This is a genomic window from Streptomyces sp. NBC_00328, assembly GCF_036139655.1.
Classification (GTDB): Bacteria; Actinomycetota; Actinomycetes; order Streptomycetales; family Streptomycetaceae; genus Streptomyces.
In genome coordinates this window covers 203541-217168 of sequence record NZ_CP108013.1, presented here as the reverse complement: position 1 = coordinate 217168, position 13628 = coordinate 203541, and the positions used below count along the sequence as shown (strand labels likewise).

Below are 13628 nucleotides of genomic sequence, written 5' to 3'. Positions count from 1 at the left end.
CAGGTGAGGCTCGGGCCGCGGCGGCGCCGTACGACGAACGTTTCCGCACAGCTTCCCTGAGGAGGGCGACCGATGGCTTCGCTGACGGCGGTAGAGGGGGCGGTGGGGCGGCGGGTACGACTCCACTGCCTTGCCCACGCGGGCGCGGGGGTGGCCAGCTACCGTCGCTGGCCCGGCGCGGCCGGGCCGGGCGTGGACGTCGCGGCGCTGGTGCTGCCGGGCCGTGACAGCCGGCGGCGGGAGCCGCGCATCACCGAGCGCGCAGGACTCCTGGCGGATCTGCTGCCTCCGCTGCTGGAGGCGGCCCGGTCCGGACCGTACGCGCTGTACGGCCACAGTCTGGGCGCCCTGGTGGCGTACACGCTCACCCGGGCGCTGGCGGACGCCGGGGTGCCGCCGCCCCTGTTCCTCGCGGTGGGCGCCTGCCTGCCCCCGCACGCCAGTGCCGCCTTGGTGGCCGCGGCGGAACACTCCGACGAACTGCTGCTGCCCCTCCTGGGTGAGCTCGGCTCGCTGCCCAAGGGAGCAGCCGCCCACCCCGGCGGGCTATGGCACCGCAGTGTGCTGCCTGTCCTGCGCGACGACCTGCGCCTGGCCCGAGCCCTGCGCCAGGCGGCCCTGGACCCCGTCACCGGCGGATCCGTGGACCTGCCCCTGCTCGTCTTCGCGGGCAGTGACGATCCGCTCGCCGTGCCCGCCGCCCTTGAAGAGTGGCGGCAGTGGACCACCGGGCCGATCACCGTACGCACCGTCGACGGCGACCACTTCTTCGCGGGCGCGGACGTACTGCCGGCCCTGGTCGGCGAGGCCTGCCGCGAGTACGAGGCGGCGGATGCCGCCGGGACCGCGGCGAGCGCGAGCGCGGGGGGTGTGCGGTGAAGCGCGTGGTCATCACCGGGGTCGGCGTGGTGGCCCCCGGAGCCGTCGGCACCGCCAACTTCTGGTCCCTGCTGACCTCGGGCCGTACCGCCACCCGGGGCGTCACCCTCTTCGACGCCGCCAGCTACCGCTCGCAGGTCGCCGCCGAGGTCGACTTCGACGCCGCCGCGCACGGCTTCACCCTCGCCGACACCGAACGCATGGACCGGGCCGCCCAGTTCGCGCTGGTCAGCGCCCGGGAGGCGATGGCCGACAGCGGCCTGCACGCCGTACTGGCCGCAGGGAACCGGCTGCGCACCGGGGTCAGTCTGGGCAACGCGGCAGGCTGCACCACCGGGCTCGCCACCCAGTACGCGCTGCTGAGCGACTTCGGCAGCACCTGGACCGTCGACCACTCCCGGGCCGCCGAGTGCCTCTACGACTACTTCGTGCCCAGCTCGCTGGCGGCCGCCGTGGCCCGCGACAGCGGCGCGCAGGGCCCGGTCAGCCTGGTCTCCAGCGGCTGCACCTCGGGCCTGGACGCGATCGGGCACGCCGCCGAGCTGATCCGCGAGGGCAGCGCCGACATGATGATCGCGGGCGGGGCGGAGGCACCGATCTCTCCCATCGCCATGGCCTGCTTCGACCGCATCCGCCTCACCAGCCCCCGCAACGAGGACCCCGCCACCGCCTCGCGCCCCTTCGACCGCACCCGCGACGGCTTCGTGCTCGGCGAGGGCGCGGCCGTGGTGATCCTGGAGGAGTTGGAGCACGCGCGCCGCCGGGGCGCCCACGCGTACGCGGAGCTGTCCGGCTTCGCCTCGTACAGCAGCGCGCACCACATGACGGGGCTGCGGCCGGGCGGCCAGGAAATGGCCGACGCCATCCGGGCGGCACTCGACGAGGCGCGGCTGAACCCGGTCGACGTGGACTACATCAACGCGCACGGGGCCGGCACCCTGCACAACGACCGGCATGAGACGCACGCCTTCAAGCAGGGACTGGGCGACCACGCCCGGCGCGTCCCGGTCAGCTCCATCAAATCGATGATCGGACACGCGCTCGGCGCCGCCGGAGCCCTGGACGTGGTGGCCAGCGTGCTGGCCATCGAGCACAGTACGGTGCCGCCGACCGCCAACCTGCACCAGCCCGACCCGACCTGCGACCTGGACTACACACCGCTGTTCGCCCGCGAGCAGCGCACCAGTACGGTGCTCAGCGTCGCCAGCGGCTTCGGCGGCTTTCACGCCGCCACCGTGCTGACCCGGCCCCGGCTGCGGGAGACGGCATGAGCGGCGTCAACGGCGCGAGCGGGGGCGTGCGCAGCCGGGCCCGGGTGCTGGTCACCGGCATCGGCGTGGCCGCGCCCAACGGGCTGGGTACCGAGGCCTGGTGGAGCGCCATGCTGGAGGGCCGCAGCGGCATCGTCCCGATCACCCGCTTCGACGCCTCCGGCTACCCGGTGCGGATCGCGGGCGAGATCCGCGGCTTCGTCGACGAGGACCACATCCCCAGCCGCCTGCTCCCCTCCACCGACCGGGTGACCCGCCTGAGCCTGGTCGCGGCCAAGGAGGCCCTGGAGGACTCGGGTGCCGACCCGGCCGCGCTGCCCGGCTACCGGGCGGGCGTGATCACGGCCAGCTCCGCAGGCGGCACCGAGTTCGGCCAGCGAGGGCTGGAGGCATTGTGGGGCAAGGGCGCCCAGTACGTCAGCGCGTACCAGTCCTTCGCCTGGTTCCACGCGGCGGGAACCGCCGAGATCTCCATCCGGCACACGCTGCGCGGCCCCGCCTCCGCCATGGTCAGCGAGCAGGCGGGCGGGATCGACACGCTCGCCCGCGCCCGGCGCGAGATCCGCAAGGGCGTGGGCCTCATGGTGACCGGAGGCGTCGACTCGGCGCTGTGCCCCTGGGGCTGGGCCGCGCACCTGGCAGACGGCCGGCTGAGCACCGACCCCGATCCGGCGCGGGCCTACCGGCCCTTCGACGCGGAGGCCCGCGGCCATGTCGTGGGTGAGGGCGGCGCGCTGCTGGTGCTGGAGGACGCGGCGGCCGCCACCGCGCGCGGCGTCAGCGGGTACGCCGTGGTGGCCGGGTACGCGGCGACCTTCGACGGCGAGCCTGGGGAGGAGCGGCTCAAGGAGGCGGCCGAACTCGCTCTGGTTGATGCCCGGGTGGGACTGGACCAGGTGGACGTGGTGTTCGCCGACGGAGCCGGGGAGCGGGCCGCCGACCGGGCCGAGGCCGAGGCGCTGGCCGCGCTGTTCGGGCCGCACGGGGTGCCGGTGACCGCGCCGAAGTCGATGACGGGCCGGCTGGGCGCCGGGGGTTCCTCACTGGACCTGGCGGCGGCGGCGCTCGCGCTGCGCGACAAGGTGGTGCCCCCGACCACCGGGACGCGGCGGGTCGCCGCGGACTGCCCGCTGGATCTGGTGACGGGCGCGGCGCGGGAGCTGCCCGGGCTGCGGACCGTGCTGGTGCTGGCGCGGGGCAGGGGCGGCTTCAACTCGGCCGCGGTGTTGCGGGCGGCCGATGCCTGAGCCGGCCTGCGGAAGGATGGGCAGGCCGGTTGTTCGCAGACCGGCGGCTCGACGGACCGGCGCCGCGGGGACCGCACGCGCCGGAGAGGGAGATCGCACGGACCGCTTCGGACCGGCTGAGCGCTGACGAGGAGGGCGCGGACGAGTCTCACGCTTCGCATCCCCAAAGAACTCCACGCCCGGCTCACCGCCCGGGCCCCCGCTGACCGGCGGCCCCTCAACGCCGAGATCCTGCACCTGCTCGAGATCGCCCTCGAAGCCGTCAAGGCGACGACGAATCGCCCTGACGGCGATTCCTCTGCCCCTGCCCTGCTCCGCAGCAGCTCGCATTCACCCCCCGGCCTGAAGGCCGGGGCACCCCGCAAGGAAACGAGGTGGAGGGCGCGCCGGCCGCGGGCTTCGGGGCCGGCTGGGCGTACCAGGAGGAAGCGTGAGCCGTTGCTGAGCCCGTAGTCAGGTCTCAGCCTTCCGGGCATTTCTGCCTGGAAGGTCCGTCACGTCACCAGAGCTTCAGGGGCTCGGCTTGAGGACGGTCTCCCGTTTCTGTCTGCTGCTGGTGCGGCAGGGTTGCGCCACCTGCCCGCCCCGTCCCCGTCTTGCGGCGGGGGCGGGTGGTGCGGGTCTTGTGGTCGGCTCCACGGGGCTTCGACACCGCCGGGGCGGTGTCCTGGTCTCCGGCCACTCCGGTACCAGTCGTGCAGGCTGTTGCTGCGAGGGCAGCGAGGTTTCGTGCCGCGTTCGTGTCCCGGTCGATGACCAGGCCGCACGCGTCGCATGCGTAGGTCCGCACGTGCAGCGGCAGTTTGGCTTTCACTGTGCCGCACCCGGAGCAGGTCTTGGAGGAGGGGAACCAGCGGTCGGCCGCGATGATGCGGGTGGCGTGGCGCTGGCGGGTCTTGTAGGTGAGCTGGCGGCGGATTTCGCCGAATCCGGCGTCGGCGATGTGCCGGGCCAGGCGCCGGTTCTTCACCATGCCGGCGACGTTGAGGTCCTCGATCACGACGGTGCCGTACTCGCCGGCAACGCTCGTGGTGAGCTTGTGCAGGGCGTGCGCGCGGAGGTTCGCGACCCGGTGGTGCACGCGGTTGCGCTGGGCGTTGGCTTTTTCCCACCTGCGGGAGGGTTTCTGTCCGGTGCGCTGGTCCGGGCCCCGGCGCCGGGAGACGGTGCGGGAGGCGCGGCGCAGCTGCTTCAGCGCGGTGCTCAGGTGCCGCGGGTTGGGGACCTCACGGATCTCGCCTGCACTGTCGGCCATGACGGCCAGGGTCTTGATACCGAGGTCGATGCCTACCGCGACCTGGGGGCGGGTGACTCGGACGAGGTCGCGCTTCACCTCCACCTGGAACGAGGCGAACCAGCGTCCGCACTCGTGGCGGACGGTCGCCGACAGGATGCGCGCGGTCCCGGCCATGATGCGGGCGAGGAGGCCGCCAGTGGACTCGCGCGTGCGGATCGCCCCGAGGCGGGGCAGGGTGACGTGCCGGCCGTCGGCGTCGACACGGATGGTGCCGGTGGTGAACCGGCAGGACAGACGCGCCTTCCGCTTCGACTTGAACCGCGGCGCACCCATCCGGACGCCCTTGCGCTTGCCGTTCTTCGACTTGGCGTAGTTGTCGAACGCGGCCGACGCGTTGGCGAGGCCGGTGTTGTACGCCTCCTTGGAGTTCTCCTCCCACCAGGCAGCGAAGCGCGGATCAGTCTTCTTGGCCTGGTTGAACTCCTTGCGCAGCGCGGGCAGCGACCACGGCCGCCACTCGGTGAGCCGGTCGGCGGGGATGCCGTAGGACTCCTCCGCGCGGCGTTGCCACCAGGATGCGGTCACCCAGCCGACAGCCCAGTTGTACGCCGCGCGCGCCGCACCGCAGTGCGAGCGCAACGCGTGCTCCTGGGCGGCGTTCGGGTCCAGCGCGAAGCGGTACGCCTGCACCACGAACCCGGGCTGCGGCCGGAACTTCTTCACTCGAGGGCCTCGCCGGTCGCCACGGCCACCGCGCGGGCGGCCCGGGTCTTCGCCGCCCGCTGCCCGTACAGGCGGGCGCACATCGAGGTGAGCACCTCGGTGACGTCCCGCACCAGGTCGTCTGCTGTCTCGGCAGGGTCGAGGACGACCAGGCGCCTGCCGGACGCCGACAGCGCGGCCTCGAGGTGCTCGACGCCGAACCGGGTCAGCCGGTCACGGTGCTCGACCACGATCACAGCCGTGCCCGGGTCGGAGAGGAGCAGGTGCAGCTTGCGGCGGCGCCCGTTCAGCCCCGACCCGACCTCGGTCATGACCTCCGCGACGGCCAGGACCAGTCCGTTCGCGCCGGACACCACCCGCGCGGCCTGCCGATCCAGGTCGGCCCTCTGGTCTGCTGACGACACGCGGCAGTACGCCACCACGCGTCCGGACGGCTGGGCGGCAACCTCGTCGACCAGCCACGTCCCGGACGGCGCCTGGCGGACCGGCACGGGCATCTTCCCGTCCTTCACCCACCGCCAGGCGGTCTGGTAGCTCACGCCCTGCTGACGCGCCCACTCCGACAGCCTCACAAAACCAAGCTACGTGAGATGTCTGACCAGAGACGACTATGAATGATTAGAAAATCCATAGCAGCTGTCACCCCTGTTGCGCCGTGCCGCGGAAGTCTTGGACACCCCGGCGGCGCGCAGCCCGAAGCCGCCCACCAGGACGGGGGTGGCCGGGTGGGCGGCGGTCACGAGCCGGGCCGGGGAAGGGGAGCTGCCCGGGACGCCGGAGGCGTCGTCCGTCAGGTCGACGCCGCCTGAGCTTCCGCCCGGAGAGTCTCGGCGGCCGGGCTCGAGGACGGCTCAAGCGGCGGGGGCTCGAACCCTCCCGCGAGACCGGCGTACGTCCAAAAGGGGAGGCCGGGCCTTCGGATCGAGGCGGACGCAGCGGGTGGCTGGAGCCGCGCTCCAGTCAAGCCCATGCGGTCTGCGAGCGGTTCCGGACAGTGTCGTGGGTACGGCCGTCAGCCCAGCGCCGCACGACAAGGTCTGTCGGCGGCCCTCAGCGGCAGGCGGACGGGTTCGCCGGTGCGAGGTCACCGGCGCAGTGATGGCACCGTGCCGGGCGGAGGTCGGAGTCCCGCCGCAGCCCGGACGCCGCCGGTCGGAGCCGGCCGGCGTACGAATGAGGAGGGTGTGGAAGATGTCGGATGCGCGTGTGCACCGCACGGTCCACGAAGTGATCGCGGCGGCCCCGGCCGGAGTGATGTACGGGCTGATCGCGGACGCCACCCGGTGGCCGTTGTTCTTCCAGCCCTGTGTCCATGTCGAGCAGCTCGACTTCGACGGGAAGCGGGAGCGGTTGCGCATGTGGGTCACCGCGGGCGAGACCGTCAAGTCCTGGGTGTCCAGCCGGCACCTGGACGTGGAGCGGCTGCGCGTGGAGTTCACCCATGACCTGCCCGCCGCGCCCACGCGGTCCATGAGCGGCGTGTGGACGGTGGTGCCGCTGGGTGAGTACGCCGCCAAGGTGACCCTGGAGCACTCCTTCACCGTCGCCCGGGACGTGCCGGCGGACGTGGCCTGGGTCGAGCAAGTCACCCGCGACAACAGCCGCGCCCAGCTGGACCGGCTGGCCGAGCTCGCCGAGCGCTGGACGCGTCTGGACGACCTGGTGTGGTCCTTCGAGGACACCGTACGGGTCGACGCCCCCGGCGAGCCGGTGTTCGACTTCCTGTACCGGGCGCGGGACTGGCCCGCCGGCCTCCCGCACGTCAACCGGGTCGACCTGGTCGAGGACGAGCCGGGAGTACAGCTGATGTCCATGGGCAGCCTGTCCGTCGACGGCGGCGCGCACAGCACCGAATCGGTGCGCATCTGCTTCCCGGGCACCCAGCGCATCTGCTACAAGCAGACCCGGACCTCGCCCCTGCTGACCGCGCACACCGGCGAGTGGTCGATCGAGCCCGACGAGTCCGGGGTGAACCTGACGGCCCGGCACAGCGTGCTGCTGTGCGAGGAGAACATGGAGAGCGTGCTGGGCGAGGGCACCGACGCGGTGGCCGCCGGCCGGCACGTGCGCGAGGCGATGGGCCAGGCAGGCCTGTCCGTACTGCGCCACGCCGCGCAGTACGCCATCGACTCGATCCGCGTCCTGTGACCGCGGTCCAGGACACCATGGTCCCCGCACGGGACGAAGGTGAGGCGGCGCCCGCCACCGCGTCCGAGCGCGCCGCCCGGCTGGAGGCGGCCCTCGGCGACCCCCTTGATCCGGACAACCCGCACGGACACCTGGCGCTGCTGCGCGCCGACGAGGCCCGCGACGCGCCGGCGGCCACCGAGGCACTGCTCGCCGAGGCGGGCCTGGGCGCCGAGTTCGTCCCGTACGACCTCGGCGGCCGGCTCACCGATCTGGAGGAACTCGCGCGGGTACTGCGCCCGTTGTTCCGCCGCGATCTCGCGCTCGGCTACGGATTCGGCATCACCTCGCTCTTCGCCGCCTGCGCGGTGTGGACCGCGGGGGACGAGCCGCAGCGCCGGGCGCTGGCCGCGCACCTCCTCGACGGAGGCCGGGTCACGATCGTGCACCGCGAGGTGGCGCACGCCAACGCGATCCTGCGCAACGAGGTCGAGGCGGAGCCCGGTCCGGACGGCGGCTGGGTGCTCAACGGGCACAAGGACACGGTCATCAACGCCCACCGCGCCCAGGCCTTCGTCGTGTACGCGCGCACCGCGCGCGAGGAGGGTCCGCGCAGCCACTCCGTGCTGCTGCTCGGCCCCGAGCCGCCCGCCTCCGGCGAGGTGCGCAGGCTGGGCAGGGTCGAGATGCCGGGCATGCGCGGCGCTCACTTCTCCGGACTCGAATTCGCCGATGTGGCCGCGGGACCCGAGGCGCTGGTCGGCGAGGTCGGCGAAGGGGTGTCGCTGGCGCTGCGCAGCTTCCAGATCAGCCACTGTCTGATTCCGGGCGTGGTGCTGGCCGGCGTGGACAGCGTGCTGCGCCAGGCGGTGCGCGCGGCCGTGGAGAACCGGCCCGACGGATGGCCTGCCCGGCGGTGGCAAAAGGTGCTCGCCGGGGTCTTCGCGGACCTGCTGGCCTGCGACAGCATGGCCGTCACCGGGCTGCGGGCGATGAGCCTGCTGCCGGAGGACTCGTACCTGCTGGCCGCCGCGGTCAAGTACACGATGCCGGACCTGCTGCGTGAGGACCTGGAGGAGCTGGCGACCGTGCTCGGCGCCCGCGGGTACGACCGCGGGCCGCTGCACGGCGGCTTTCAGAAGCTCGTACGGGACCTGCCGGTGGCCGGTCTCGGACACGCGGGGACGGCCGTATGCCAGGCGGTGCTGGTGCCGCAGCTGCCGGCGCTGGCGCGCACGGCGTGGTTCCGTACACCGGAGCCGCCGGCGGGGCTGTTCGAACCGGGGGCGCCGTTGCCCCCGTTCGACCACCGGCGCCTCGCGCACTCCGGTACGGACGACCTGCTGACGGCGACTCTGGTCGGCGCGGCGGGCCGGCTGGCGAAGGGGCGCTCCGGGTACGCCGACGGGTCGCCGCACGCGGTGCTGGCGGGGCTCGCGCAGGCGTTCGTGGCGGAGCTGAGGGTGCTGAGGGCGCGGTGCGCCGCGTTGAGCGCGCCGGTCGGCGGCACCGGATTCGATGCGCAGGCCTGCGCGCTGGCCGACCGGTACGCGCTGGTGCTCGCGGCGGCGGCGGTACTCGGCATGTGGGAGGGGCAGGCCGGGACCGGATCGTTCCTGGAGGAGCCCGCCTGGGCCCTGCTCGCGCTGAGCCGGATCGCGCGGCGGCTGGGGGCGGTGGTGCCGAACCTTCCCGAGAGCGTGGTGGGCTCGGTGCTCGGTGAGGTGCTGGAGCGGTGCCGGGAGGGGCGGAGCCTCGACCTGTACGGGACGGCGCTGGCGGGCTGAGGCGTGCGGTGACCTCGCCCGCCCGCCTTCGGGTCACGGCACCGGAGACGTGTCGGGGCGGTGGACGAACGCCTCGGCCAGATCGCCGTCCGCCCCGCGGGACCGGGACGGACGGCACTACACGCAGGAGACGACGATGGACCAGGTGAGATGCGCCGCCCCCCTTCGTGTGCCGCGGCCGCACGGTCCGTGGCACGGGGTGAAGGAGAACCTGACCGGGCTCGGCAACGCGGTGGTCCACACGACCTGGAGCGAATGGCTGCCCAGCGTGCTGACCACACCCCGGCTGCGCGAGCTGCTCGGGCCGGACTGGGACCGCTACCGGCGTACCCCCGACGCCACCGTGCGCTACCGCTTCGCGGCCGCCCGGCTGCTCATCAAGTACACGGCGGCGGCGGCGCTCGGCATCCCGCCGGAGTACCTCGACCTGGCCTACCGGCTGGGAGGGCGCCCCTATCTGCGCGGCTTCGACCAGATCGAGCTGAGCCTGTCCCACACCGGCGACCTGATGGCCGTCGGGCTGAGCCGCACGGGCCGGATCGGCGTGGACGTGGAGCTGGCCGGCCGCAACGTACGGCTGGACCTGCTGGAGGCGCAGATCCTGACCCCGGCCGAGGCGGCGGAGATCGCCGGGTTGCCGGAGGCGGAGCGGGTCCCGTACGCGCTGAAGCTGTGGACCCTCAAAGAGGCGTACAGCAAGGCGCTCGGGCAGGGGCTGCGGCTGGGCTTCAAGGAGTTCGGCTTCAAGGAGTCCGGCTTGACGGGCGCGCGGCTGCACGCCGCGGACGGCAGCGCGGCGACCCGGGGGGAGTGGGGCTTCGCCACGCACCCGGTGATGGGCCGCTACCTGCTGAGCACGGCCTGCCACGACGCGGGGCTGTACACCGCCAACGACACGTCGGTGGGGACCATGCTCGACCAGGGGTTCCTGTCGGCGATGAACCAGAGCGCGAGCTGACCTGCGGCCTGGGTCCGGGGCTTGAGGGTCCGGGGCTTGAGGCGCTCTGCGGCGGACTTCGAGGCGCGCCAGCGCTCTGCCAGGTCCCCGGCAGCGGGTTGCTCCACAGTGGACCCGGGAGTGCCGCGCCCTCGGGCGCCCCGCTCTCCGGGTCCCCCGGCGTTCCGGGCGCCCCGTACGGGATGATCTGGACCGGAGGAGGGCGACCACATGGCCAGGCCGAGCCGCCCGCGCGCGGGCCGGGGACGAGGCGGTCGCCAGGCAGGCTCCGCCCTGCCGCTGACCTGGTGGCAGCACGACCTGCTGCTGGACTCACTGGAGCACCGCGGCACCGGCCGCCACGTCGAGCAGCTGTCCTGGCGCTGGTGCGGACCGCTGGACACCGAGCGGTTCACCGCAGCCTGGCAGTCCGTCACCGACCGGGAGACGGTGCTGCGCGCCGCCGTCGACTGGGAGCCGTGGCCGCGCGTGGTCCTGCACGACCGGGCCGCCGTCGAGGTCGTACGCCACCGGGCCGGCGCCGTCGACTGGGACGAGCTGGTGGAACGCGACCGGCTGCGCGGCTTCGACCTGCGCGGCCCCGGACCGCTGCGGGTCACCCTGGTCGACGACCCGGCGCCCGCCGCGCGCGTGCTGCTCACCTTCCACCACGCACTGCTGGACGCCTGGAGCGTGTTCGTCCTCCTGGACGAGTTCTACCGGGCCTATCTGGCCGGCGGCGCGCTGCCCGGAGGGGAGAGGCGGCCCGACATCCGCGACTGGGCGCGCTGGCTGGAGCACCAGGACCCGGGCCCGGCACGGGAGTTCTGGACCCGGACGGTACCCGAGGGCGCGCCTGCCGTGCTGCCCGCCGCGCCCGGCCCGGACACCCTGGAGAGCGGCTGCGGCCGCGCCGAGGCGCGCTTGTCGGCCCAGGAGGCCGAGCGGCTGTACCGCTGGGCCGCGGCCCAGGCGGTGCCCGAATCCAGTGCACTGCAGGCGGTCTGGGCGATGCTGCTGTATCGCGGCGCGGGCCTGAGCGGCCCCGCGCAGGTCGGATTCGGCGTCACCGTTTCAGGGCGCGGCATCGCCCTGGAGGCCGTTGAGCGGCTGCCCGCGCCGATGCGCAACTGCCTTCCGATGTCCGTCCAGGTCGATCCGGCGCACCGGCTGGGGCGGCTGCTGACGGTGCTGCGCGACCGCGCGCTGGACATGGCGGCGTACGAGTGGGTCTCCGCCGGGCAGATCCACGAGTGGACCGGCCGGGCCACGGGCGGCGGGCCGCTGCTGGCGAGCCTGGTAGCCGTCGGAAGCGTGCCGCGCCCGCCGCGGGAGCTGCGCGCCGGGCTGGCCGACCACGGCGTGCGGATCGAGCCGCTGTACGCGAGCGGTGCGCACACCGCCTTCCCCGTGGCCCTGCTCACGCAGCGCGGCCCCGACGGCTCGCTGACGCTGACCGCCGCACACGACCGGTCCCGGATGTCCGGAGCCGATGCGGTCCGTCTGGTCGGCCACTGCGCGCGGCTGCTGCGCGAACTGCCCGCCACCAGCGCCGAGACGACGCTCGCCCAGGTGCTCGCCGTCCTCGAAGGGGACGAGCCGCCGCGGATCGCCCAGCGGCGCGGCTCGGCCGCTCAGCGGGCGGCACGCTTCCGCCTTCACTCGATCGGTGAGCGATCCGACGTCGAGTGGATCCCTAGCGGGTCTTGACACCGTGGGACGACTCATCGTGAAGGAGCCGCCCATGTTCACCTACGACATCAGGCAAGATTTCCGGGAGGTCGAGATGTTCTTCTTCGGCTTGGTCCCGGTGGGGGTCGCGCCGCCGCTGCGGCTGGCCGGCGTGGACGAGGACGACACGGAGTTCCTCGAGGAGTCCACCATCGTCCGCGGTATCGACTAGCCCGTGTCGTACGGGACACCACCGGCCGACCGGCTTGCCGGCCCTCTCTCCGCTCGGCTCTCCACCCGCCTCTGCGCTCACCCGACCATTCGCGTCGCGCGGCTGCGCCGTGTTGTCCGGCTCGCCGTGAGGGGTGCGGATCCGGCCGTCGGCCGCCCCGTCGGCCCGGCCCTCTGGGTGGCCCATGGCCGAAACCAGACGGTTCCGAGTGGAACTCGATCCATCGCGTAGCGCCGCTCCAGCCCCGGCCGAGCGGTCTTTTGCACGCTGCCTGCCTGGACCCGGGCCGCCTGGCGGACCGGGTCGGCCACCGCCGGGTCCGCCCCCGTGCGGGACGGCGCCGCCGGCCTCGCCGCGGCCGTCGAGCACCAGCGAAAGAAAGGAATCACCCGATGTCGCTGTCGAAGCAGCGCGCCGGCGCACCGCAGGTGTCGCCCTCGGTCGAGGCGTTTCTCAACGACCCCGAGCACGCGGGCGTGCTCACCACCGTCAGGCCCGACGGGACACTGCACACGGCGCCCGTACGGTTCACCTGGGACGGGACGGCCGGCCTTGTCCGGGTCATGACCGTCGCCTCCTCGCGCAAGGCGCGCAACCTGCTGTCCGACCCCGGCGGCCGGGTGGCGATCTGCCAGGTGCAGGGCTTCACCTGGGTCACGCTGGAGGGCTCCGGCACGGTGGTGCGCGAACCTGAGCGGGTGGCCGAGGGAGTCAAGCGGTACGCCAAGCGGTACCGGTCGGCGCCGCCGAACCCGCCCGGCCGGGTGGTGATCGAGATCGAGGTCGACCGGGTACTGACCCTCAACACCTGAGCAGTACCTGCGCACCACCGCAGCCCCGGCACCCGAGCGCGCGGCGGCAGCCTTCCCGGCTGCGCCGCGCGCTCACCCGTATCGCGCGCGCCTACGCGACCGGCGGAGGAGTGCCGTCCGCCCACAGCAGGCGGAAGGACAGCAGGGTCAGCCGCCATCCGACGGGGGTGCGCAGGGCCTCGCCGTTGACGAAGGTGCCGGTGGTGAACAGCGGCGCGAGCACGCCCTGCGGCGGGACGTGGCGCGGGTGGTGCACCTGGGTGGAGATCAGGTTGGCGCGGAGGGTGGCCCGGTCCCCGTCCAGGACGACCACGGCCGGGGAGCCCAGGTGCTGGGTGGCGGCGAAGGACGACAGGGCCTTGCGGTGGAACCCGGCCATGCCCTCGGTGCCCTCGTGCCGGCTCATCGGCGGGAAGGCCACCACCGCGTCCGGGGTGAACAGCTCCGCCGCCCAGGCGTCGTCGAGTTCTTCGTCGTCGAGGGAGACCAGATAGCGGTTCAAAAGGGCCGCCACAAGAAGGCTTGCGGTGCCGGATTCCTCGAGGATTTTGGTGGAGGTCATCCTTGAGAATGCGCCTGGCCCGTCCCGTCCGGGCAACCCCGCCTGACAAAGATCTGACATTGCTGACGCTTTTCTGTCATTGATTGTCGAAGGTCTGTATCAATCCGTCTTTACGCCCCGCCCGGGCCCTCGTGATACTGGCC

At 73.3% G+C, this 13628-nt stretch carries 13 protein-coding genes; 10 read left to right on the top strand and 3 right to left on the bottom strand.

All coding sequences use genetic code 11. The features are described from left to right. Positions 1 to 72: 72 nt before the first annotated feature. The 4 genes from OG485_RS00935 (at position 73) to OG485_RS00920 (ending at position 3850) form a co-directional block, all read left to right on the top strand. Positions 73 to 879: a thioesterase II family protein gene (locus OG485_RS00935; RefSeq protein WP_328663467.1), complete on the top strand. Its 807-nt coding sequence runs from the start codon at positions 73 to 75 to the stop codon at positions 877 to 879. Next, a complete protein-coding gene (locus OG485_RS00930) occupies positions 876 to 2150 on the top strand; it encodes a beta-ketoacyl-[acyl-carrier-protein] synthase family protein (RefSeq protein WP_328663465.1) in 1275 nt (424 codons plus the stop codon). The genes OG485_RS00935 and OG485_RS00930 overlap by 4 nt, the downstream gene beginning before the upstream one ends. Beyond that, entirely contained in the window at positions 2147 to 3397 is a 1251-nt protein-coding gene (locus tag OG485_RS00925) for a ketosynthase chain-length factor (protein ID WP_328663463.1), read from the top strand. The genes OG485_RS00930 and OG485_RS00925 overlap by 4 nt, the downstream gene beginning before the upstream one ends. A gap of 123 nt (positions 3398 to 3520) precedes the next feature. Then, on the top strand, positions 3521 to 3850 hold the full coding sequence (locus OG485_RS00920; protein WP_328674205.1) for a toxin-antitoxin system HicB family antitoxin: 330 nt from the start codon (positions 3521 to 3523) through the stop codon (positions 3848 to 3850). A gap of 46 nt (positions 3851 to 3896) precedes the next feature. Here the strand turns inward: OG485_RS00920 and tnpB are convergent, their stop codons facing one another. Together tnpB and OG485_RS00910 are read right to left on the bottom strand one after the other, a co-directional pair. Continuing rightward, positions 3897 to 5357 carry an IS607 family element RNA-guided endonuclease TnpB gene (gene tnpB / locus OG485_RS00915; protein WP_328663461.1) on the bottom strand — a complete coding sequence of 487 codons (1461 nt, stop codon included), beginning with the start codon at positions 5355 to 5357 and terminating at the stop codon, positions 3897 to 3899. Continuing rightward, entirely contained in the window at positions 5354 to 5929 is a 576-nt protein-coding gene (locus OG485_RS00910) for an IS607 family transposase (protein ID WP_328663459.1), read from the bottom strand. Before OG485_RS00910 ends, tnpB begins: the two co-directional genes overlap by 4 nt. A gap of 619 nt (positions 5930 to 6548) precedes the next feature. Between OG485_RS00910 and OG485_RS00905 the strand changes: the two genes are divergently transcribed. The 6 genes from OG485_RS00905 to OG485_RS00880 all read left to right on the top strand — a co-directional run bounded on the left by OG485_RS00905 (position 6549) and on the right by OG485_RS00880 (position 12923). Next, positions 6549 to 7505 (top strand): aromatase/cyclase, encoded by a 957-nt coding sequence (locus OG485_RS00905; protein ID WP_328663457.1) that lies wholly within the window; start codon positions 6549 to 6551, stop codon positions 7503 to 7505. Then, entirely contained in the window at positions 7502 to 9271 is a 1770-nt protein-coding gene (locus OG485_RS00900) for an acyl-CoA dehydrogenase (protein WP_328663455.1), read from the top strand. The genes OG485_RS00905 and OG485_RS00900 overlap by 4 nt, the downstream gene beginning before the upstream one ends. Positions 9272 to 9407: 136 nt before the next feature. Then, positions 9408 to 10229: a 4'-phosphopantetheinyl transferase family protein gene (locus OG485_RS00895; RefSeq protein ID WP_328663453.1), complete on the top strand. Its 822-nt coding sequence runs from the start codon at positions 9408 to 9410 to the stop codon at positions 10227 to 10229. Between the two features lie 210 nt (positions 10230 to 10439). Continuing rightward, a complete protein-coding gene (locus tag OG485_RS00890) occupies positions 10440 to 11918 on the top strand; it encodes a condensation domain-containing protein (protein WP_326783030.1) in 1479 nt (492 codons plus the stop codon). A gap of 34 nt (positions 11919 to 11952) precedes the next feature. Beyond that, positions 11953 to 12111, top strand: coding sequence for a hypothetical protein (locus tag OG485_RS00885; protein ID WP_326783029.1), 159 nt, complete (start codon positions 11953 to 11955; stop codon positions 12109 to 12111). A 392-nt stretch (positions 12112 to 12503) separates the two neighbouring features. Beyond that, a complete protein-coding gene (locus OG485_RS00880) occupies positions 12504 to 12923 on the top strand; it encodes a pyridoxamine 5'-phosphate oxidase family protein (RefSeq protein WP_326783028.1) in 420 nt (139 codons plus the stop codon). Positions 12924 to 13014: 91 nt separating this feature from the next. Here the strand turns inward: OG485_RS00880 and OG485_RS00875 are convergent, their stop codons facing one another. Then, entirely contained in the window at positions 13015 to 13485 is a 471-nt protein-coding gene (locus tag OG485_RS00875) for a nuclear transport factor 2 family protein (protein ID WP_326783027.1), read from the bottom strand. Positions 13486 to 13628 lie beyond the last annotated feature (143 nt).

Bases quoted from the DNA above. Each gene is read 5' to 3' on its own strand.
- OG485_RS00935 (WP_328663467.1), top strand. From the start codon at position 73: ATGGCTTCGCTGACGGCGGTAGAGGGGGCGGTGGGGCGGCGGGTACGA.
- OG485_RS00925 (WP_328663463.1), top strand. From the start codon at position 2,147: ATGAGCGGCGTCAACGGCGCGAGCGGGGGCGTGCGCAGCCGGGCCCGG.
- OG485_RS00905 (WP_328663457.1), top strand. From the start codon at position 6,549: ATGTCGGATGCGCGTGTGCACCGCACGGTCCACGAAGTGATCGCGGCG.
- OG485_RS00895 (WP_328663453.1), top strand. From the start codon at position 9,408: ATGGACCAGGTGAGATGCGCCGCCCCCCTTCGTGTGCCGCGGCCGCAC.
- OG485_RS00890 (WP_326783030.1), top strand. From the start codon at position 10,440: ATGGCCAGGCCGAGCCGCCCGCGCGCGGGCCGGGGACGAGGCGGTCGC.
- OG485_RS00885 (WP_326783029.1), top strand. From the start codon at position 11,953: ATGTTCACCTACGACATCAGGCAAGATTTCCGGGAGGTCGAGATGTTC.
- OG485_RS00880 (WP_326783028.1), top strand. From the start codon at position 12,504: ATGTCGCTGTCGAAGCAGCGCGCCGGCGCACCGCAGGTGTCGCCCTCG.
- OG485_RS00875 (WP_326783027.1), bottom strand. From the start codon at position 13,485: ATGACCTCCACCAAAATCCTCGAGGAATCCGGCACCGCAAGCCTTCTT.